This window comes from Mesorhizobium sp. LNHC221B00, assembly GCF_000502935.1.
Lineage (GTDB): Bacteria > Pseudomonadota > Alphaproteobacteria > Rhizobiales > Rhizobiaceae > Mesorhizobium > Mesorhizobium opportunistum.
The window spans coordinates 48,914-69,699 of sequence record NZ_AYWR01000018.1 but is presented as its reverse complement, the minus strand read 5'-3'; the positions used below and the strand labels follow the sequence as shown (position 1 = coordinate 69,699).

The 20,786-nt window shown below is 62.7% G+C and carries 19 protein-coding genes; 12 read left to right on the top strand and 7 right to left on the bottom strand.

What is annotated here, in order from left to right:
• The first annotated feature begins 269 nt into the window (after positions 1 to 269).
• From X741_RS145050 to X741_RS145060, 3 genes are all read left to right on the top strand, one after another.
• Positions 270 to 2,234 (top strand): TadE/TadG family type IV pilus assembly protein, encoded by a 1,965-nt coding sequence (locus X741_RS145050; RefSeq protein WP_023779363.1) that lies wholly within the window; start codon positions 270 to 272, stop codon positions 2,232 to 2,234.
• 201 nt (positions 2,235 to 2,435) lie between these two features.
• A complete protein-coding gene (locus X741_RS145055; RefSeq protein WP_023779362.1) occupies positions 2,436 to 4,421 on the top strand; it encodes a TadE/TadG family type IV pilus assembly protein in 1,986 nt (661 codons plus the stop codon).
• Between the two features lie 129 nt (positions 4,422 to 4,550).
• Entirely contained in the window at positions 4,551 to 5,183 is a 633-nt protein-coding gene (locus tag X741_RS145060) for a LysE family translocator (protein WP_023779361.1), read from the top strand.
• A 261-nt stretch (positions 5,184 to 5,444) separates the two neighbouring features.
• Here the strand turns inward: X741_RS145060 and X741_RS145065 are convergent, their stop codons facing one another.
• Positions 5,445 to 6,269: a DUF2189 domain-containing protein gene (locus X741_RS145065; protein WP_023779360.1), complete on the bottom strand. Its 825-nt coding sequence runs from the start codon at positions 6,267 to 6,269 to the stop codon at positions 5,445 to 5,447.
• A gap of 199 nt (positions 6,270 to 6,468) precedes the next feature.
• Here X741_RS145065 and X741_RS145070 point away from each other — a divergent pair, with 199 nt between their 5' ends.
• The 3 genes from X741_RS145070 (at position 6,469) to X741_RS145080 (ending at position 8,353) form a co-directional block, all read left to right on the top strand.
• Positions 6,469 to 7,062, top strand: coding sequence for a TetR/AcrR family transcriptional regulator (locus tag X741_RS145070; RefSeq protein ID WP_023779359.1), 594 nt, complete (start codon positions 6,469 to 6,471; stop codon positions 7,060 to 7,062).
• Between the two features lie 76 nt (positions 7,063 to 7,138).
• A complete protein-coding gene (locus X741_RS145075) occupies positions 7,139 to 7,714 on the top strand; it encodes a DUF308 domain-containing protein (protein ID WP_023779358.1) in 576 nt (191 codons plus the stop codon).
• A gap of 126 nt (positions 7,715 to 7,840) precedes the next feature.
• Positions 7,841 to 8,353 carry a CAP domain-containing protein gene (locus X741_RS145080; RefSeq protein ID WP_023779357.1) on the top strand — a complete coding sequence of 171 codons (513 nt, stop codon included), beginning with the start codon at positions 7,841 to 7,843 and terminating at the stop codon, positions 8,351 to 8,353.
• Positions 8,354 to 8,609: 256 nt separating this feature from the next.
• Here X741_RS145080 and X741_RS0135550 read toward each other — a convergent pair whose 3' ends face one another.
• The 5 genes from X741_RS0135550 to X741_RS145100 all read right to left on the bottom strand — a co-directional run bounded on the left by X741_RS0135550 (position 8,610) and on the right by X741_RS145100 (position 14,223).
• Positions 8,610 to 9,047, bottom strand: a complete 438-nt coding sequence (locus tag X741_RS0135550; RefSeq protein ID WP_023766485.1) for a hypothetical protein — start codon at positions 9,045 to 9,047, stop codon at positions 8,610 to 8,612.
• 716 nt (positions 9,048 to 9,763) lie between these two features.
• The gene (locus X741_RS145085; RefSeq protein ID WP_245272765.1) at positions 9,764 to 10,183 is read right to left on the bottom strand and encodes a metalloregulator ArsR/SmtB family transcription factor; all 420 of its coding nucleotides are present in this window, start codon (positions 10,181 to 10,183) and stop codon (positions 9,764 to 9,766) included.
• A 541-nt stretch (positions 10,184 to 10,724) separates the two neighbouring features.
• On the bottom strand, positions 10,725 to 12,260 hold the full coding sequence (locus tag X741_RS145090; protein ID WP_023779354.1) for a DHA2 family efflux MFS transporter permease subunit: 1,536 nt from the start codon (positions 12,258 to 12,260) through the stop codon (positions 10,725 to 10,727).
• 305 nt (positions 12,261 to 12,565) lie between these two features.
• Complete coding sequence (locus tag X741_RS145095; protein ID WP_023779352.1) at positions 12,566 to 13,747, bottom strand: HlyD family secretion protein; 1,182 nt, start codon at positions 13,745 to 13,747, stop codon at positions 12,566 to 12,568.
• A complete protein-coding gene (locus tag X741_RS145100; RefSeq protein ID WP_031250296.1) occupies positions 13,744 to 14,223 on the bottom strand; it encodes a MarR family transcriptional regulator in 480 nt (159 codons plus the stop codon). The genes X741_RS145095 and X741_RS145100 overlap by 4 nt, the downstream gene beginning before the upstream one ends.
• Positions 14,224 to 14,480: 257 nt before the next feature.
• Between X741_RS145100 and X741_RS145105 the strand changes: the two genes are divergently transcribed.
• The 6 genes from X741_RS145105 to X741_RS145130 are packed head-to-tail and all read left to right on the top strand — an operon-like array spanning position 14,481 to position 20,298.
• Positions 14,481 to 15,089 carry a CDP-alcohol phosphatidyltransferase family protein gene (locus X741_RS145105; RefSeq protein WP_031250295.1) on the top strand — a complete coding sequence of 203 codons (609 nt, stop codon included), beginning with the start codon at positions 14,481 to 14,483 and terminating at the stop codon, positions 15,087 to 15,089.
• A 39-nt stretch (positions 15,090 to 15,128) separates the two neighbouring features.
• Entirely contained in the window at positions 15,129 to 16,910 is a 1,782-nt protein-coding gene (locus X741_RS145110) for a bifunctional alpha/beta hydrolase/class I SAM-dependent methyltransferase (protein WP_198023997.1), read from the top strand.
• 13 nt (positions 16,911 to 16,923) lie between these two features.
• Positions 16,924 to 18,264, top strand: a complete 1,341-nt coding sequence (locus X741_RS145115; protein ID WP_031250294.1) for a phosphatase PAP2/dual specificity phosphatase family protein — start codon at positions 16,924 to 16,926, stop codon at positions 18,262 to 18,264.
• Entirely contained in the window at positions 18,261 to 18,704 is a 444-nt protein-coding gene (locus tag X741_RS145120) for a hypothetical protein (RefSeq protein WP_023779347.1), read from the top strand. Before X741_RS145115 ends, X741_RS145120 begins: the two co-directional genes overlap by 4 nt.
• The gene (locus X741_RS145125; protein WP_023779346.1) at positions 18,701 to 19,363 is read left to right on the top strand and encodes a lysophospholipid acyltransferase family protein; all 663 of its coding nucleotides are present in this window, start codon (positions 18,701 to 18,703) and stop codon (positions 19,361 to 19,363) included. Before X741_RS145120 ends, X741_RS145125 begins: the two co-directional genes overlap by 4 nt.
• Positions 19,363 to 20,298, top strand: a complete 936-nt coding sequence (locus X741_RS145130; protein ID WP_023766476.1) for a phosphatidate cytidylyltransferase — start codon at positions 19,363 to 19,365, stop codon at positions 20,296 to 20,298. Before X741_RS145125 ends, X741_RS145130 begins: the two co-directional genes overlap by 1 nt.
• A gap of 71 nt (positions 20,299 to 20,369) precedes the next feature.
• On the opposite strand, the gene X741_RS145135 is transcribed toward X741_RS145130, so the two are convergent.
• The gene (locus X741_RS145135) at positions 20,370 to 20,723 is read right to left on the bottom strand and encodes a TadE/TadG family type IV pilus assembly protein (RefSeq protein WP_023779344.1); all 354 of its coding nucleotides are present in this window, start codon (positions 20,721 to 20,723) and stop codon (positions 20,370 to 20,372) included.
• Between the last annotated feature and the right edge of the window lie 63 nt (positions 20,724 to 20,786).

Below are 20,786 nucleotides of genomic sequence, written 5' to 3'. Positions count from 1 at the left end.
AGCGCCGCGGCCGACGGTTCGCCGCGACCGGTCCGAATTATCCGAACCGGCCCATGCTGTCACCAGCTTTCGCCCGGGTGTCGCATGGAGATCGCGCAAAGGGTGGCAGTCCGCCGATAAGTGCCCATCCGGCGATAGAAACCGCGGCCGATATTTGGTTAACGAGCGTTGAAAGCGCGGCTCGACCTTGGATATATTCCCGCAACGTGAAATTTAACGATTTATGACACAGTCACCACCAATTTGATTTGGCGGGGGTGGTTGAAGGCATGATCCGGAAATTCGCAAACGACCGGCGCGGTAATTATGCGCTGATGACCGTCCTTGCCATGGTGCCGCTCATGGGTGCCCTGGCGATCGGCATCGACTATACGGAAATGACGCGCGAGCGCCAAAACGCCTTGAACGCACTGGATGCCGCGGGCATCGCCACCGCCCAGCAGATCGTTGCCGGCGCCACCGATGCCGACGCGAAAGCCTATGCCAAGAATTTCTTCGAGGCCAATCTCGCGCATATCGATCCGGCCAACACCACGCTGGCGGTGACGCTGCCCAACAACAACGCCGGCGGCGGAACACTGAAGCTATGCGGCACGCTGACCTACAAGCCCTACTTCCTGCCGACGGCCAAGATATTGCTGGGCGGCAGCAGCGGCGACGCCACCACCATGGCCTTCAACACATGCTCGGAAGTGCGCCTGAAGAACACGCTGGAAGTGTCGCTGGTGCTCGACAATTCCGGCTCGATGACGGAACTCGGCAAAGGTTCCAACAAGGTGCGGTTCGACCTGCTCAAGGACGCCGCCAAGCAGCTGGTCGACCAATTGGCCGGCCAGGCCCAGTTGATGAAGCAGGTCAGCAAGCCGGTCCAATTCAGCCTCGTCCCCTTCGCCGCCTCGGTGAATGTCGGTTCGGGCAATGCCTCGGCGGCATGGATGGACACCACCGGCATCTCGCCGATCCATCATGAGAATTTCAATTGGGCGGGCATGAACTCTACCTCCTATCCAACCAAATACGCGCAGAACGTCGCCGGCGTGTGGTATGCCAAGGGCACTGGCTGGGATGTGACCCAGAAAGACCTGCCGCTGACCCGGTTTTCGATCTACAACCAGATGAAGCGCGTGGCGACGGCCACCTATGTCAGTCAGTTCAAGTGCACGGCCACCTATTCCAACGGCTCGTGCAAGACGTGGCAGAGCGGTTACAACTACACCTATGCAGGCGTTGCCGCATGGGGTGGCTGCGTGGAATCCCGTCCTTATCCCGACAACATCCAGGACACGGTACCTTCAAGCTCGACACCGGCAACCCTGTTCGTGCCGATGTTCGCACCTGATGAAACCGATCTGACCGACAGCAACTACCCGCCTCGCCCCGCCAACAACAACTGGATGGCCGACGGGACACCTGCTGCAAGCACGAGCGCGCAACGTCAGAGCTTTATGGCCAAATACTTTGCGGATCCGGGCACCACGGTGACGCCGGGCTACGGCATGAACGCCGGACCCAATACGAGCTGCAGCACGACGGCGATCACGCCGCTTACCGATGTTTCCGTTGCAGCGGGGGCAACCGCGGTAAAGGCGGCGATCGACGCCATGGCGGCCAGCGGTGCGACCAATGTGCCCGAAGGAATGGCCTGGGGTTGGAGGACGCTCTCCAGCACCGCTCCCTTTACCGAGGGCCGGGCCGAGACGGAAAGAGGCAACGACAAGGTGCTGATCGTCCTGACCGATGGGGCGAACACCTATTACACACCAACATCGGTGACGGCCCAGACCTACTCCGGGACCAACTGGAACTATGGCGGCAACGACATGGCCGGCAGCAAGGCCATCTATTCGGCCCTTGGCTACATCGTGCCGTTCAGCAACGTCACTTACAGCTATGGGCGCATGTTCCTGGGGACCAGCAGCAACGTCACCAAGACCGACTACTCCAACGCCAACTACACCAAGGCGATGAATGAGCATTTCACCACGCTCTGCAACAACGCCAAGGCCGCCAACATCATGGTCATGACCATCGCGCTCGACCTGGATGCGACCAATACCGCCGAAAAAACGCAGATGGATGCGCTGAAGGCGTGCTCTTCGGATTCGCGCTTCAGCAAGGACCCGACGGACCCCAGCAAGCCGATGAAACTGTTCTGGAATTCGACCGGGGCAACGCTGTCCAACGATTTCAAGGCGATCGGCAACGAGCTCTCCAATCTGCGCATCGTCAGCTGATCGGCAGGTCTCCCCTATGAACGCCCTGCCCCGGCAGGGCGTTTTGCTTTTGGAGGGTATCCGGGACCCGCAGGCTCTGGATTGGTTAGCGGTTGGTGAAGTGCCAACCAAGCAATAGAGCGGTTTCCCAAACTCGTCCTTCAGCGTTTTGTGAAAAGCTGGCGCCAATCGAGAATCCGCCGGCGGGGGCCGCTGCAAGACATGCATGAAATCTGGCGTCAGTTCCGCCGCGACAGGCGCGGCAACTATGCTCTCATGACAGCCGTGGCGATGATACCGCTGATGGGCGGCCTGGCGCTCGCGATCGACTTCACGGAAATGAACCGCGAAAAGCAGATGGTGACGAACGCGCTCGACGCCGCCAATTTCGCCACGGCGCGCCGGCTGACGGAAGGCGCGACCGACGATCAGTTGAGAGCCTATGCGCTCGATTTCTTCAACGCCAACCTGAACGATCTCAATCCCGCCAACGCGACGCTCAATGTCACCTTGCCCAGCAACACCGCCGGCGGCGGCTTGCTCAAGATGACCGCCCGGCTGAACTACAAGCCCTATTTCTATCCTGCCTTCGCCCAGCTGGTGGGCAAATCCGCAACCGATGCGAACCAGAGCATCAGCTTCGACGTCACCTCTCAGGTGCGGCTGAAGAACACTCTGGAAGTTGCCCTGGTGCTCGACAACTCCGGGTCGATGACAACGCTCGGCACGGGCTCGGGCCAAAAACGCATCGACCTCCTCAAGACTGCGTCCAAGCAGCTGGTCGACACGCTTGCCCAGCAGGCGGTCATGATCAAGCAGGTCGACAAGCCGGTGCAATTCGGTCTCGTGCCATTCGCCGCCTCGGTGAATGTCGGCCCTGGCAACGGCAACGCATCGTGGATGGACACCGAAGGCCTGTCTCCTCTGTCGAACGAGAATTTCGACTGGTCGACGCTGAACGCCGCCGACAAATACGCCCAGAAGACCAACGGCATCTGGTACAAGCGCGGCACCGGCTGGGGCAGCGAGGAAGGCCAGATGCTGACCCGGTTTTCGCTCTACCGCGACATGCAGGTGGTCACCAACCACGAGCGTGTCGTCAACAGCAAGCGCGTGGTGTGCGACGAATATTATTCGAACAACACCTGCAAACGCAGCCACAACGAGTACGACTACGTCGATACCTATGGCCCGTTCGCCAGCTGGCAGGGCTGCGTCGAAGCCCGGCCCTACCCCTATAATGTCAACGACGCCCCGCCGTCCGGCGGGTCGGCCAACACCGGCATAGGCGTCGGCGATCCGGCAACGATGTTCGTGCCGATGTTCGCCCCGGACGAACCCGGCAATCACTGGAAGCTCACCCAGGATCCCGACGAGGCCGCCCCGGTGACCTACGGCGCGGTGAACAGCTGGTGGAATGACGATCCTTCAAGCACCAGCGGCCAATCGCGGTTGCGCAACATGGCCAAGTATTTCCAGCCGCGGCCGATCAATGCACCGGCATTGCCCACCGGCAACGGCCCGAACTACAGCTGCACCACCAACGCGATCACGCCTTTGACCGATGTCAGCGTCACCGATGGAGCCACCGCGATCAAGGCCGCGATCGACCTGATGCAGCCGAATGGCGGCACCAATGTTCCCGAGGGCATGGCGTGGGGCTGGCGGGTGGTTTCGAGCGGAGAGCCGTTCACGCAAGGGCGCCTGGAGACGGAAAAAGGCAACGACAAGGTGGTGATCGTTTTGACCGACGGCGCCAACACCTACTATACGCCGTCCTCGCTGAGTTATTCAGATCCCGCCGACTCGAAATCGACCTATGCGTCCTACGGCTATCTCAACCCCGGCTACAACGGAACCTCGGTCGGGCGGATGTTCATGGGCACATCGACCGCCATCGGTCAGTTCGACTATTCGAACGGAAACTACACGAACGCCCTCAACGAGCAGATGGCAACGCTTTGCAACAACGCCAAGGCGGCCAACATCATGGTGATGACGGTAGCGCTCGACCTGTCGACGACCAAGGCCAGCGACAAGCTGGCGATCGATGCGCTGACATCCTGCTCGTCGGAGTCGCGCTTCCGAAAGGACCCGACCGATCCGAGCAAGCCGGCGAAGCTGTTCTGGAACGCGACCGGGGCCAGCCTGTCGAACGATTTCAAGGAAATCGGCAACGAACTGTCGAACCTGCGGGTGGTCGGCTAAAGCTTCCCTGGCGCAACGCGTGGCGCCGCCAAGCCCTTGCGGGCGCCTGCCGTGACGGGCACATATTGCGCGCTCGCGAGATCGCCCGCATCCATCGCGACACGCTGCGACGAGCCTTGGGGACGAACAATGCCCGACACCGCCAATCATATCGCTTTCGCGCTGGTCTGCCTCGGCATGGTGCTGACGCCAGGCCCGAACATGATCTACCTGATCTCGCGCTCGCTGTCGCAAGGGCCGAAGGCCGGGCTGATCTCGCTTGGCGGGGTTGCGGTCGGCTTCCTGTTCTATGTGCTGTCGGCTGCGTTCGGCATCACAGCGCTGCTGCTCGCCGTACCTTTCGCCTATGATGCACTGCGCTTTGCCGGCGTGCTCTATCTCTTGTGGCTGGCCTGGCAGGCGGTCAAGCCTGGCGGACACTCGCCGTTCCAGGTGCGCGACCTGCCGAAGGACAGGCCTCGCAAGCTGTTCGCCATGGGACTGATGACCAATCTCCTCAACCCCAAGGTAGCCGTGCTCTATCTGTCGCTGCTGCCGCAATTCATCAGTCCCGGCAAGGGCCATGTGCTGTCGCAGCTTCTGGTGCTCGGCGCGACGCAGATATCGATCAGCCTCAGCGTCAATGCCCTCATCGCCGTGACGGCAGGCTCGATTGCCGCCTTCCTTGCCGGCCGGCCATTGTGGCTGGTCATCCAGCGTTGGATGATGGGAACGGTGCTGACGGCGCTGGCCCTGAAGATGGCGACCGACGCGCAGCGCTAGGGCGAAAGCGTCCCGCGTTCCTACTCGCCCGAACGCTGTTTTCAGAAAGACGCGAATTTCGATTATCGACTGCTCGGCTGCAGCCGCATTGTACTCCACCCGGTGGCTACACGGCGTCGGCGCGACCGCCGCGCTTTCAAATCGCACCGCTTCCCCAGCATTCCCGGGCACGCAAGCGAGATAGCCGGCCATGCCAAGGCAGATCGGCCGAAAAGCTTCCCAAGCGGTCCGGGCCGCTGCATGCGATTGGCGCCGGCTTGCCTACATCGGCCGCCTTATCTGCTGCGTCCGCTCCGGCTCTATCACCTTGCGGTAGAGGTGCCAGGTGGCATGGCCAAGGATCGGCATGACCACGGCCAGGCCGGCAAAGAGCGGGACCGAGCCGATCACCAGAAGCACCGCGACCATCAGGCCCCACAGCGCCATTTGCAGCGGATTTGCCATGACCGCGCGGGCCGAAGTCTCGATTGCCGAAACGGCGCCGACATCGCGGTCGAGCAACAGCGGGAAGGCGATCACCGTGGTGGCCAGCACGACCACGGCGAAGACGAAGCCAGCGGCATTGCCGGCGAGGATCAGCGTCCAACCCTTGCTGGTCGTCAGCACGTCGCGCAGGAAGGCGCCGACGGAAGCCGGCGGCTGGTCGCCGAACTGGCTGGTGTAGATCGACTGCGCCGTGAATAGCCACAGCAGGAACAGCGCGAACAACATGATGCCGATGACCGCAATCGATGGCAGTGCCGAGGAATGGCGGACATCGAGGGCATGCCGCCAGTTGGTGTTCATGCCGAGTTCGCGCCGGCGGCTGATCTCGTAAAGGCCGATGGCGGCGAATGGGCCGACCAATGCAAAGCCCGACATCAAGGGATAGATGAGCTGGATGGCATTGGAGCCCGACGACCATTGGGTGAGGATCAGGCCGACGATCGGGTAGATCAGGCACAGGAACACATAGTGGGACGGCTTTGCCCAGAAATCCTCGGCGCCGAGCCGCAACGCGTCCCAGAGATCAGACGTGGTGATGTGGCGCACCGTGGGTTGCACATGCATTCCACGCGCGTCCGCCATGACATGAAAGCTGGCCATAACCTTCCCTCCGTTAATCGGGGGCGGTCACCGCCGTGAGGCCGCCCGCAGCTGCCACTAGTAGATGTGGCAGCATAGCCGATTTGCCAGGGCTTGTCGCCAAATCGATGGTCTTGGATATGCCATCACAAGATTGTGCTCGCCATCACCCGGGCTAGTCCACTTGACGACCATCCTACCAGAAGGTAGGTAACGAGCCATGAGCAACCTGTCTACGACGTCCGACGATATCCTGGCTTGCGCGCGTTCGCTGATCGTCGCTGGCGGCTACAACGGTTTCAGTTATGCCGACATCGCCGACGTCGTCGGGATTCGCAAGGCGAGCATCCATCACCATTTCCCAAGCAAGGTCGACCTGGTCCGCACGCTGGTTGCGCGGTATCGGGAAGAAGCCGAAGCGGGGATGGCTAATCTCGAACTGCAGGTCTCCGACCCGCTCGAACAGCTTCGGCTCTATGTTGGGTACTGGGAAGCCTGTATCGCGGACGCCAGCGCTCCGTTCTGCGTCTGCGCGCTGCTGGCGGGCCAACTCCCGGTCCTGCCCGAGGAAGTTGGCCTGGAGGTCCGCGCCCATTTCCGCTCCCTGTCAGCGTGGCTGACATCCGTGCTGGAGCGCGGGGCGCGGCATGGCCAGATGCACCTGATGACCGCCCCTCGCGCAGAGGCCGAAGCGTTCATGGCGACGGTTCACGGCGCGATGCTTTCGGCGCGGGCCTATGGCGATCCGAAGATATTCGGCGCCGTGACGGGCCCGCTCCTGCAGCGGCTCGCTTCGCTCCAGATACGGTCCTAGGTCTCAAACACCACAACGCAAATTGCTCCGCGGCGCTCGTCGCAAATCCCTACCTACTAGTCGAAAGGACAATCCAATGACGGTTCACAGTGGCGATCTTTCCCGGGCCAGCGAGGAACAATGGCTCAAACTCTACTACTTCGCCCGGACGGTATTTTCGACGGCCTGGGTGGCGGCTGCCTTCACGGTGGGACAGCATTCCCTGGCGGTCGCCGCGGTTCTACTCGTGGCTTATCCCGCATGGGATGCGCTGGCCAATTTTGTCGACGCATCGCGCAGCGGAGGATTGGGATGCAATCGCACGCAGGCGATCAACGTCCTGGCCAGCCTGGCGACGGCGCTCGCGGTGGTTCTCGCGCTGACGATGAGCATGAATTGGGTGCTCGGCGTGTTCGGCGTATGGGCGATCCTGTCCGGCCTGCTTCAGCTCGGCACCGCCGTCCGCCGTTGGAAGCGTTTTGGCGCGCAGTGGGCGATGATCCTGAGCGGCGGGCAATCAGCGCTGGCGGGCGCCTTTTTCATCATCCAGGCGCGGATGCCGATGCCGCCCTCCATCACCAACGTGGCCGGCTATGCCGCGGTAGGCGCCTTCTACTTCCTGGTTTCGGCGGTGTGGCTGAGCGTGAGCCAATCGCGGCGGAAGGCTGCATAAGCCGCCGTCCCAGGCCGCCTCGTTGTCCTTAAGGACTGGCAGGAAACCGATTGGCGCAAAGGGCGGCGGCACGAAATTTTCGCCGCTTGCCCGTCAAAAGCCACGATTGCGACTATTCAGGCAGGAATGACCACTGCTGCTCGTTCCCATTCCGCCGTCGAACCGCGCCGAAGCAGGCGTGCCCTTCTGATCGGTCTCGCGGCCCTGGCCGGCCTTGCCGCCTGCGGCACCGTTTCGCTGCCGACCGGGCAAGGCGCCGGAGTCTCGTCCTCCGCAACCGGCACGCTGGCAAGCCTGCGCGCCACCGCGGGGCTCGGGCCGCTCGTCCCCGATGCTCAGCTGGAGCAGTCAGCGCTGCAGCAGGCAGGCTATATGGCGTCGCGTGAGCGCATGAGCCACACCACGGGCTGGGGCAAAGATTTTGCCTCGCGCATGAAGGACAACGGAGTACGGGGGGCCGCGGCCGAGAACATCGCCGAAGGCCGCTTCGACCAGCAAAAACTGTTCGACATCTGGATGCATTCGCAGGGCCACCGGCGTAACATACTCGATCCGGATTTCAGCCGCTTCGGGCTCGCCTATGTCCGCGACGGGCGTGACCCTAACCTGCGCTATTGGGCGCTGGTGCTGGGCAGGTAGAGCTTCCCGGCTATCCTACTTTCCTTACGTCGTTGGCGCGCTCCATGCCGGAACGACATCACTGGCTTCCAGGATGGCGCGGTAGAGGCTGTCAACTTCCTCATCGATCTCTATCCCGTTTAATCCCGACTGCGTCAGGTTCCAGCAGCCGCTTCCTCATCTTGCACACCGATAACGCCTGCCGTGTGGCAGCTTGCCACCGCCACACGGACGGCTCGGCGACAAAGTCGCCACCGTGGCGAATGCGTCGCAGACCTTAAGCTGGGATCAAGAGTGCAATTCGATGGATGCCAACCACGTTGCTGATGTTGGTGGCTTTATCCGACTTTCCCTTGCCGCAGCTGTAGAGGCCGCCGTCTTTGACGGTATAGGCCGGAATACCTTTCTTCTCGATTTTGAACTCTCCGGCAATGATGTGGCAGATCATGTCCATGTCCATCATAGGCTGGTCGTCCGGATCGGAAGCTCCGGGTTGATAGATCACATCGATTATCTTGATGCTCTTGTAAGCACTGATCTGTGACTCCTGCTCCCCGACTTCCACCATCCGTCGTCCGTGTCCCATGTCCATACCATCAGTGGCGCTATAGCTGGGAGCTGCCGCCTCCGCCGGCGCTGCTAATGAAAATACGGGGGTCGCGGCGGTCGCAGCGAGACCAAATTTAAGGGCTGATCTGCGATTAAGGTGTTCCATGTACGGTCCTCCCTTTGAGCAGTCGTGCGATAATTCGCGCGGGAGACTCGGCGCTCAAGTTCGAAAACTGTCAACTGTTGTCTCCGAAGCTGAGCAACCGTCGGCTCAGGCTGACTGGATTGCCGGCTCGGCGGCGAGCCAAATGTCGATCGTTAACAACATATGGAACATGGGATCTACCGCATCGCTGCGAAGAACGGCCTCAAGTCCGTGGCCCTTTGTACCGAGAGCCCTCTATCCACAGTGCGAGCGCGATTGTTGCCGAACGGCCCTTAACTTCAAAATTGCGGCCTCGATAGCTTCCTGCCGCAGTCCATACTGTTTTTGAGCGTTGTTTGATTGAGATGCCGCGACTGTTCGCCCACTCGAAAATCTTTGCGCCAATTTGTTGCATAAATCCCCCAGCCCCAAGTTATTCCCCAACAAAGTATTAGTACATCCTCATTTAGTCGAAAGAAATATGGTTCTGGCGACCCGAGGTTCGATAGCCTTTGTCGCAACGGTCGACAGATTGCAGTTGCGGACGGCGCTGAAACGGCCGTCGTCAAGCATCAGGAATACCAAAACGCAAATCCCGCCGCCCCATTCACGGCAGCGGCGGGCGTCCCCGGGATTCTGGGACTACACGGGCCGTTGGGACCCATGCTGGACTGGGAGAAGCAAATGTCGTGCCGAGATTGCCTATGGCGAGACAGTGAAAGCCCGCGTCCGATACTTCAAGGTCGCTCTAGCGCACCAGACGGGGGCGCAGGAAGCGCATTGTTCCGGGCCAGAAGATCAAGCACTCTGATGACATCCTTCGCGGCTTCCGATTTGCAGGAATAGTACCGCCACCGGCCTTCGGCCCGACTTTCAACTATCCCCATTTCAACAAGCATGCCCAGGTGCTGCGACAGGGAGTGCTGGGTCCCGCCCACGCGCGAGAGCAGGTCCGTCACCGTTCTCTCGCCGTCCATCAGATGAATGCAGGTCAAGAGGCGCTTCTCGTGCGCCAAGGCGGCCAGAAACTTCGCCACTACAACCGCCTGTTTCTGGAAGCTAAGGGGCTTGGCCGGCCGATGCCGCAGGGCAGGGTCGGCCTGGATTTCCGCAAGTCGCTGTCTGACGTATGAAGCCATGCTCGTGCCGCCGGTCAACAGTGACCCCGAATCGCTGAGATGCCTCTAATAAAGCAAATGATCAGAAAGCTCGCCAGCCGTGAAACCAGCGAGCTCCTGTCAGGGCAGGCTTGGAGTTGGGGGCATATCTGCCCTAACAGGAGCAAATTGCTGCTGAAGCTTTGTGCAGTCAATTCGTCCGAATGGGTACGGTCGGCTTCAGCCACAGCGCGGCCCGCACCACTTGGGCGATGTGGGCCCGGTCGAGGCTTGGCGCCCTCGACCGACAGCGTGAGGGACGCTGCCGTAGATGAAACTTGCTGACAAACATGACGTTTCACTACCGCGTGACAGCGCTACTTCTTATCGAATGAATCGAGTGAACCGCGCCCCAAGTATCCGGCAGCTTCGATCCATAGCGCAAGCGCGGCTTTTGGGGAGCGCCCCTTCACCTCGTACTCGCGACCTCGATTGACTCCGACTGCGACCCATACAGTCTTTGAACGTCGCGTGATGACAATACCGCCTGCATTGTCGCAATCCATGATCTCGTTACTTTGGTTTCGACATCAAAGGGCCGCTAGTCCATGTGTGCGGCAGGCGCGCCGCCGGCGGCCGGACTGGCCTTCGGCTTGCGCAGGAGGACGACGAACGGGATGGCCAGCAGCGTCATCATCATCAGTATTTTGAAGTCGTTGACGTAGGAGATCATCATGGCCTGGATGTTGACCATGCGATCGACCTCCGACAGCGCCATCGGATCGCCGCCCGCGGCCGCCGGCGAAACCGCCCAGAGATTGGGGTTGAACGGGTTGATGAAGGCCGAAAGCTCGGTGTGATTGACCTGCGTGTTGCGCACCATCAAGACCGTCACCACCGACACGCCGATGGACGAACCGAGGTTGCGCACCAGGCTGAACAAAGCGGTGGCATCGGTGCGGAAGCGCACGTCGAGCGTGGCGAAGGCTACCGTCGACAGCGGCACGAACACCATCCCCATGCCCAGGCCCTGGATGACGCCGGAGCTGAGGATCAGCCAATTGTCCATCTGGGGCGTGAAGGAGGACATGGTGTAGAGCGACTGCGCGGTCAACAGAAAGCCGATGACGACCAGGATCCTGGCGTCGATCCTGTTCATGAGCCGCCCGACGACGAGCATCGAAATCATCGTGCCGACACCGCGCGGCCCCAGGACGATGCCGATGGTGACGGTCGGATAGCCGAAGATGGTCGACAGCATCGGCGGCAGCAACGACATCGAGGCGAGAATCAGCACGCCCATCACGAAGATGAAGGCGAGCCCGGTCACGAAATTGCGGTCGAGGAAGATCTTGGGATCGATGAAAGGACGTTGCGCCGTCACCGTGTGAATGATGAACACCCAGAAGCCGGTGATCGAAAGAGCAAGCTCGATCCAGATTTCGACCGACGAAAACCAGTCGACCTCGCCGCCGCGATCGAGCAGCAGCTGCAGCGCACCGACGCCCAGCGACAACATGGCGAAGCCGAAGAAATCGAAGCTGCGCACCCGCCGGGCAACTGCCGGCAGATAGGCCGCCATGCCGAGGAAGGCGATGATGCCGACCGGCAAATTGATGAAGAACACCCAGCGCCAGTTGAAATTCTCGGTCAGCCAGCCACCCAGCGTCGGGCCTAGGATCGGCCCCAGCATGATGCCGGCGCCCCAGATGGCCATTGCCTGGCCGTGGCGTTCCCTGGGGTTGATGTCGAGCAGGAAGGTCTGCGACAGCGGCACGATGGCCGCGCCGAACACGCCCTGCATCAGACGGAAGAACACTATGCTCTCCAGGCTCCAGGCGATACCGCACAGCATCGAGAACACGGTGAAGCCGACAACCGCCCCCAGGAACAGTTCCTTGCGGCCGAAGCGGTCGGCGAGCCAGCCGGTCACCGGCGTCATGATGGCGGCGGCAACGATGTAGGAGGTCAGCACCCAGTTGATATTGTCGGGCGAGGCGCCGAGATCGCCGGTCATGGTCGGCAGCGCGACGTTGGCGATCGTGGTGTCGAGCGCCTGCATGATCGTCGCCAGCATCAGCGCGACCGTGATCAGGCCGCGATGCGGCACTTCCTTGAAAGGTTCGGGCGTGCTCATGGCGTTGAACTTCCAGCTGGTAACAAGAACGTGTACAACGGGTTTCCGGGCGGCAATGCCTTCCGTTGAGAGATCCTCATCGCGGTGGGACGCGATTTGTCGATGTGGGGGTTACATCGACCGAAGTCTCTGATGAGCGGATGTCTGCCGCCCGGAAACATGAGGACCGACGGGTCCGTTTCGAAAGTTTCAAAATTCGGGCAAGCCGCGACGCGGTTCGGCCAAACGCTGATCCTTCCCACCCCTCCCATCAGACCAATCCTGCTGTTCGCTTCCACCCGCCTGGTCCCGGCGGGCTTCGCTCTCTACTGCGCGGTCTCGCCGGCCGTGGCGTGACCGAAGATCGACGGCCAGCCACGCGCCACACCGGTGTCGACGGTGACGGCGGCGCTCATGCCGGTGCGCAGCGCCATCTTGGCGTCGGGGTCCGTCAGTTCCAGGCGCACCGGAATGCGCTGCGTGACCTTGACCCAGTTGCCGGTGGCGTTCTGCGCCGGGAGCAGCGAAAACTCTGCCCCGGTGCCGGCGCCGATCGCCTTGACCGTCGCCTCGAAGGTGCGGCCGGGATAGGTGTCGACCACGATCTCGGCCTTCTGGCCGGGCTTCATGTGGGTCAGCTGCGTTTCCTTGAAATTGGCGTCGATCCAGGTGTCGCCGGTCTCTACCAGCGCAAACAAGGGCGTGCCGGAACCGACATACTGGCCGACCTTGAACGAGGAGGCCTGGCTGATGACGCCGTCAGCGGGCGCCCTGACCGTGGTCTGCGCCAGATCGTAGGCGGCTTTGTCGCGCGCGGCGAGCGCCGCCATCACGGTCGGATGCTTGTCGGTCTCGATGTCGGGATTGCCGGCAAGTGCCGCCTTGGCGCTGATGATGCCCTGCTCGGCAACCGCCAGTTGCTGCCTGGCCTTGTCGAGATCGTTCTTGGCCTGGTCGAGCGACGATTTGGCGTTGATGCCCTTCTGGGCAAGGTCGGCGGCGCGGTCGTATTGCGACTGGGCGAAGGCGACCTCGCTGGCATCCGACTTTTGCTGCGCCGTCGCCTGGCTGTAGGCCGCGCGCAACTGCTCGATGCCGACGCGTGCGACCGCGACCGCCGCGTCGGCCTGGGCCAATGCGATGCGGTAGGGCTCGGGGTCGATGGCAAACAGCACATCGCCCTGCTTGACCAGCTGGTTGTCGGATATGGCGACCTTGACGATGCGGCCAGCCGTATCCGAGGCGATCGACACCTTGGCCTGCTGCAGGTTGGCGTTCTCCGTCTCCTGGTAGCGCCCGCCGGTGACCCAGACATAGCCGCCGCCGATGGCCAGCGCCGCCGGCAAGGCGAACATCAAGAGCGAGCGGCCGATGCGGCGCTTCTTCTTTGGCGCCGGGGCCGGCTCCGGCACCACCGGGGCCGCCGCGACGGGCGTGTCGGCCGGCTTGGCCGGCGCTTCCATCTCAACCTTCGGAGTGCTCTCGTCTATCTTCGCTACGGCATTCATGCTGCTGCGCCTTCTCTATTCTTGATCTTTTCGTCGGACGGCGGATCGCCGTCGCCGAGATTCCGTGCCATCGCGTCGAGCGCCCTGATCAGGACGCGACGATCCTCCGGCGAAACGCCGACGAGCGATTCTTCATAGACTTCGCCAGCCAGGCTCTTGACCTCCGCATAGGCGGCACTCGCCTTGGCGGTCGGGAAAATCATGCGCACGCGGCGATCGGCGGCGTCGGCGCGGCGTTCGATCCAACCGCCCTCCTCCATCCGGTCGACAAGGCGCGAAACGCTGATCGGCTCGATCTCGAGCAGTTCGGCGAGCCGCGCTTGTGTGATGCCCGCTTCCTTGGCGACGCGCACCATCAGTCGCCATTGCGCCGAGGACAGGCCAAGGCCGCTGGCGCGCGTCTCGAAACGCTTGCGCATCAAGCGCTGCACGTCGTGGATCAAAAATCCCAATCTGTCCAAGCCATCTGAAACCATGAGCGGTATATATGATAAGCGTGCTCACTATTCAAGCCGCTATATCGCGGTTGAAAGCCAGCAAATGCGCATGGCGGCCGCCCAACGTCATCGTGGTTAGCGACTGGTGACACTTGCGGCCCGAGCTAGCGACTGCCGATCTCCGGGCAGCGTCCAATACGCCATATCAGATGCCAGCACCCGTTTGGGCGCTGCAGCCGCTGGTCGCGTACGACATATTCATGTACAGCCGCAGTCAGGATCGGGGGGTCAACGCAATGCCGACGCTTTACGCGCTCAAGCCGGCTTTCCAGGGGAGACTGCGGCCGCTGGTCAACCGGCTGGCGGCCATCGGTGTCACCGCCAACAGCGTAACCATCCTGGCTGCCCTGATCTCGATCGCGGCCGGAGCGGTCATCGCGACCCTGCCTGAATGGCGCTGGCCACTGCTGCTCATTCCCGTGGTGCTGTTCGTGCGCATGGCGCTCAATGCGGCGGACGGCATGCTGGCACGCGAACATGGCCAGGCTTCGACGCTCGGCATGTATCTGAACGAGATCTGCGACGTCGTTTCAGACCTGGCGCTGATCCTGCCTTTTGCAGCCTTTGCGCTGTTCAATACCTGGGGTGTCATCGCCTTTGCCATCACTGCGGTGCTGACCGAGTTCGCCGGTGTGCTCGGCATCGCGGCCGGCATCGGGCGCAATTATGCCGGGCCGTTCGGCAAGAGCGACAGGGCGCTGGCGCTGGGCGTGGTGGCCGTTCTGTGCGCCGCCGATCTGTGGTCTCCATCCATCGCGCCGCTTGTGTTTCCGGCCATGGCAACGCTTTCGCTGCTGACCGCCATAAACCGGATACGCGCCGGCCTTATTGGCAGCGCCAGCTGAGCACCGGGGCTCGCCATGCCGCCAGAGGGGAAGACCATGATGCACGGATCGATCGCAGCGGCTGCCGAAAGCCTTGGCCGGCAAGCACAAGAGCGTGTCTTCCTTAGCCATGACGGGACCGAAATCTTCTACCGGTTCTGGCCGGCGGTTTCCGCGGATGCCAAGGGCGCGGTGGTGCTCTTCCATCGCGGTCATGAACATGGCGGCCGCATGGCCCATCTCGTCGACGAATTGCAGATGCCGGATCACGCCTTCTATGCCTGGGATGCCCGCGGCAACGGCCGTTCGTCCGGCGAACGCGGCTATGCTCCGTCCTTCGCGGCGCTGGTGCGCGACATAGACTGCTTCATGCGCGAGATCGCCGCCAGGGATGGCTTCGCGACGCAGGATATCGCGCTGATTGCGCAGTCCTTCGGCGCTGTGCTTGCCGCCGCCTGGGTGCACGACTATGCGCCGAAACTGCGCGCCATGGTGCTGGCCTCGCCGGCCTTTTCGGTCAAGCTCTACGTGCCCTTCGCCAAGGAAGGCATCGCGCTCTGGCAAAAGCTCAAGGGCCGTTTCTTCGTCAACTCCTACGTCAAGGCGAAATTCCTGACCCATGATCCCGTGCGCATCGCCTCTTTCGAGAGCGATCCGCTGATCACGCGGCCGATCGCCTCCAACATCCTGGTCGAACTCTACCAGCACGCCGCCCGTATCGTCGCAGATGCCCGCGCCATCACCGTGCCGACGCAGCTTCTGCTTTCGGGAAGCGACTGGGTGGTACGCCATGGCCCCCAGCACGAATTCTTCGTCAATCTCGGCAGCAGGACCAAGGAACGCCATGTGTTGCCGGGTTTCTTCCACGACACGCTGGGCGAGCGCGAGCGGGCGCAGGCCCTCGACCTGATCCGGCCGTTCCTGGCCAAGCAGTTCACGGCGCCGGACGCGGTGGCCGACCTGAAGCAGGCCGATATTGCCGGCTACACGCGCGACGAAGCCGACCGGCTTGCCTCGCCGCTCGATCTGCTGTCGCCAAAAGGGCTCTATTGGGCGTTCAGCCGCGCCTCCATCCGCATGGGCGCCTGGGTTTCGTCGGGCATGAAGGCCGGTGTTACCACCGGCTTCGATTCCGGCTCGACGCTGGACTATGTCTATGAGAACGACGCGCGTGGGCTGACGCCGCTTGGCCGCTTCGTCGACCGCATCTTCCTGGGGGCCATCGGCTGGCGCGGCATCCGCCAGCGCAAGCTGCATCTGGAAGAACTGATCGGCTCCTGCCTGGCGACGCTGAAAGCCGCCGACCGGCCGGCCCACATTCTCGACATCGCCGCCGGCCACGGCCGCTATGTTCTCGATGCGATCGTGAAGAGCCCCGACCAGCCGGCAAGCGTTCGGCTGCAAGATTATTCCGACCTCAATGTCGAGCTCGGCCGCAAGCTTATTGCCGAGCGGCACTTGCCGGCCAGCGTCTCGTTCAGGCGCGCCGACGCTTTCGATGCGGACATGCTCGCCGCGACCGATCCGGCGCCGGACCTCGCCATCGTTTCAGGCCTCTACGAACTGTTCTGCGACAATGCGATGATCGCCCGCTCGCTCGGTGGACTGGCCAGCGCCATGCAGCCGGGCAGCCTGCTCCTCTACACCAACCAGCCCTGGCATCCGCAGCTTGAGATGATCGCCCGCAGCCTGACCTCGCATCGCGGTGGCCAGGCCTGGGTCATGCGCCGGCGCACGCAAGGCGAAATGGACCAGCTCGTCGAGGCGGCCGGTTTCGAGAAGCTCGACCAGCGCATCGACCAATGGGGCATCTTCACCGTCTCGGTCGCGCGGCGCCTGTAGGACCCGCCGCGGCATGCCCACTGACCCTGAAGCTTCGCAATCCGCACCTGCCGCAGCCGCCGAACCCTATGGCCGGGTGGTGGTCAGGGCCGCGTTGTGGCTGGCGTTCCTGGCGCCGTTCTTCTACCTGACCTATGGCTTCGCCAACTGGCTGGCGTCGCGGCGCGACGATGTCGGCAGCATCGTGTTCTCCTGGGAATACAACATCCCGTTCGTCGCCTGGACCATAGTGCCATACTGGTCGATCAACCTGTTCTATGGCCTGTCGCTGCTGCTCAACGATAGCAGGCAAGGGGTCGACCGCCTGGCCGGCCGCTTACTCACCGCGCAAATCGTGGCCGTCGCCTGCTTCATCCTGTTCCCGCTGTCGGCGACATTCGTGCGGCCGCAAACGACCGGCCTGCCGGGCTTCATGTTTGCCGTGCTTGGCGGTTTCGACAAACCGTTCAACCAGGCGCCCTCGTTGCACATCGCCCTGCTGGTGATCATCTGGGACCATTGGCGCCACCGGCTCGGCGGCCTTCTCCTGCCGCTCTGGCATGGCTGGTGCTTCCTGATCGGCGCCTCGGTGCTGACGACATGGCAGCATCATTTCATCGACATCCCGACCGGCGCGCTGCTCGGATTTTTCGCGCTCTGGCTGTTTCCGCGCAGCGGGGAATTGCCGATTTCAGACTTCCGGTTGACCCGCGATGCGAAAGCCCGCCGGCTGGCGCGGTTCTATGCGCTGGGCGCCGTCCTTGCGCTGGCGGGCGCCGTGTTCGGTGCGTCCGTTTCAGCCGTCGCGCTCTTCGTGCTTTGGCCGGCTTTGGCACTGGTCATCGTCGCCCTCGCCTATGCCGGGGCCGGCTCAAAAGTGTTCCAGAAATCCGCGGATGGCAGCGTCGCCCTCGCAAGCCGCATCCTGCTCCTGCCCTACCGCCTTGGCGCCAGGACAAACATATGGGCCTGGACACGTGATCTTGCTGCGCAGGCGGCGGTCGCCGACGGCGTCTTTCTCGGACGCTTTCCCACCGCAAGCGAGGCCAACGGCTTCGGCACGGTCATCGACCTCGCCGCCGAGCTTGAAAGGCCGGCGGGAGCGACTTGCCGCTGGATCAGCTTTCCGATGGTCGACCTGTTGCAGCCGCACGCAATGATGCAGCAACAAGCAGCCGGCGCGCTGGAGAAAGCGCGCCGCAACGGTACGGTGCTTGTCTGCTGTGCGCTCGGCTTCCAGCGCAGCGCCGGCGTTGTCGCCGAATGGCTGGTCGCGACCGGCAGGGCCAAGACGCCGGCCCTGGCTCGCGAGATGCTGACGGCCGCCGGCCGGCCGGTTCATCTTGCCGAGGCCGTGCAGCGGGCGGCATCATGACCGGCAGTGCCTATCGGGAAAGCACCGACCGCCTCGCCGGCATGCTGATGCGGCAGGCCGCGTGGCCGGCCGCACTGGTGGTGGCCGCAAACGTGCTGGCGCCCCTGGCCGCTTCAGCGCGCGGCGCCTTCGAGACCTGGCCTGCAGCCGTCGCGCTGTCGCTCGCCGCCGCGAGCGCGGTTGCCGTGCTGGCGCTGTCGGCGCTGCTGGCATTCGACGCGCTGCTGTTTCGGCTGATGGCCAGCCATGACGATGAGACTTCCGGCGGCGCCGCTGTGGACGACATCCTTGCAGGCATGCGCCTGAAGCGGCTGCCGCCCTTCACACGTTCGCTCGACGAGCGCATGGCCGGTACGCGCCGGTTGCTGACCAGGCAGCGCGCAGCCCTCGGCCTGTTCGTGGCGATGCTTTTGGCGGCGGGATTCTGGGCGCCGCGATGAGCAGGCTTGCGCTGAAGACTTTTACCCTGCTGCAGACGGTAACCTCCGTCGGCCTCTCGGCGCTGGCCTGGGCGGTGACCGGGGTGCGCCCGATCTGGAACGGCAGCCTGCCGTCGGACCGGCAGCGCATCTATTTCGCCAATCACACCAGCCATGGCGACTTCATCCTCTTGTCTGCGTGCCTGAGCGAAAAAGAGCGCGCGATCACCCATGCCGTGGCGGCGGGCGAGTATTGGGGAAAATCGCGGCTGCGCCGCTTCATCGCCGAAGACATGCTGTCCTCCGTGCTCATCAACCGGCAATGGACGAAGCCCGAGGAAAACCCGATCGAGATCATGCTGTCGGTCCTCGACCAGGGCCACTCGCTGATCCTGTTTCCCGAAGGCACCCGCAACATGACCGAGGAGCCGCTGCTGGCCTTCCGCTCCGGGCTCTACAATCTGTCGATGGCGCGGCCTGACGTCGAGCTGATCCCGTGCTGGATCGAGAACATGTCGCGCGTGCTGCCCAAGGGCCAGTTCCTGCCGGTTCCGCTTCTGTGCCGCGTCGTCTTCGGCGCGCCGGTGACGGTGGCTCCGGGCGAAGAGCGCCGTGCCTTTCTCGACCGAGCCCACGCCACGCTCCTGGCCCTCAACCCGCGCCCCGAGCGAGACAAATGATGCGCCACGACATCTCGATTTTGATCATCGGCCTGCTGGTGGTGCTGACGACCGCCAGCATCGTCGCCGCCATGCTGTCGGCGCGAGCGCCGAAGCCGCTCAGTTCGACGCTGATCAATCTGACCCAACGCATCAACGCGTGGTGGGTGATGGTGGCGCTGATGACGGTCGCCTTCTTCTTCGGCCGCTACGGCATGACCATCCTGTTCGCGCTGATTTCCTTCGCGTCGCTGCGCGAATTCGTCACGCTGACGCACACAAGCCGCAGCGACCATTGGGTGCTGCTTGGCATGTTCGGCATCATCATACCGGTTCAATACTGGCTGGTGTGGACCGCCTGGTACGGGCTCTTCGTCATCTTCATTCCGGTTTATTGCTTCCTGCTGATGCCGGCCATTACCGCGCTGCACGGCGACACCGAACGCTTTCTCGAGCGGATCGCCGCGCAGCAATGGGCTGTCATGATCTCGGTCTATTGCGTCAGCCATGTTCCAGCGCTGCTGACACTCGATGTGCCCGGCTTCGAAGGCCGCAATCTGCTGCTGATCGCCTTTCTCATCATCGTCGTGCAAGGCAGCGACGTGCTGCAATACATCTTCGGCAAGCTGTTCGGAAAACACCGTTTCTCGCCGACCGTCTCGCCGTCGAAAACCTGGGAAGGCCTGATCGGCGGGGTGGTGTCGGCGAGCCTGCTCGGCGCGCTTTTGTCCTTCGTGACGCCGTTCTCGCCGCTGCAGGCGGCGTGTGTGGCCTTCGTCGCCTGTTCAATGGGGTTTCTGGGCGGGCTGGTCGCCTCGGCCATCAAGCGCGACCAGGGTGTCAAGGACTGGGGCCATCTCATCGAAGGCCATGGCGGCATGATGGACCGCACCGACAGCCTGATCTTCGCGGCCCCGATCTTCTTTCACATCGTGCGCTATTTCTGGACACTCTGAGCCGACAACGCGGGCCCTCAGAGCTGGTTCCGGACGTCCCAGCCAAAAGCGCATACCGGCTGGATCGCTGGCTAACTGCCGACCAGCGGCACGGTAACGGTTGTCGCGTAGTTGATGGGAAAGGCGCTGAAGTATGGGAAATCGATGACGAAGGCATAGGTGGCGGTCAGATGCGCCATGCGAAAGCCGCCGCTTGCCGGGTCGATGAGGATCGTGACGTTCACATCCTTCAGACCCAGGGCCTGTAGCTTCTGCGTCGCGATCGATTGGATGTCGGCCTGCGTCAAATTGTTCTGAAGTTGTAGCGAGCGTGACGATGTCTCGAGCGTATATCGAACACTGGAGACGGAGTTCATCGACCAGCCGAAGGCGAAGATGCCGAACAGCAACATGATGAGAAAAGGCGCGATGAGCGCGAATTCCAACCCAGCCCCGCCCGACCGATCCCGGCTGAATGCGTTTGCCTCAGCGCCTCGTTTTGAAGCGGC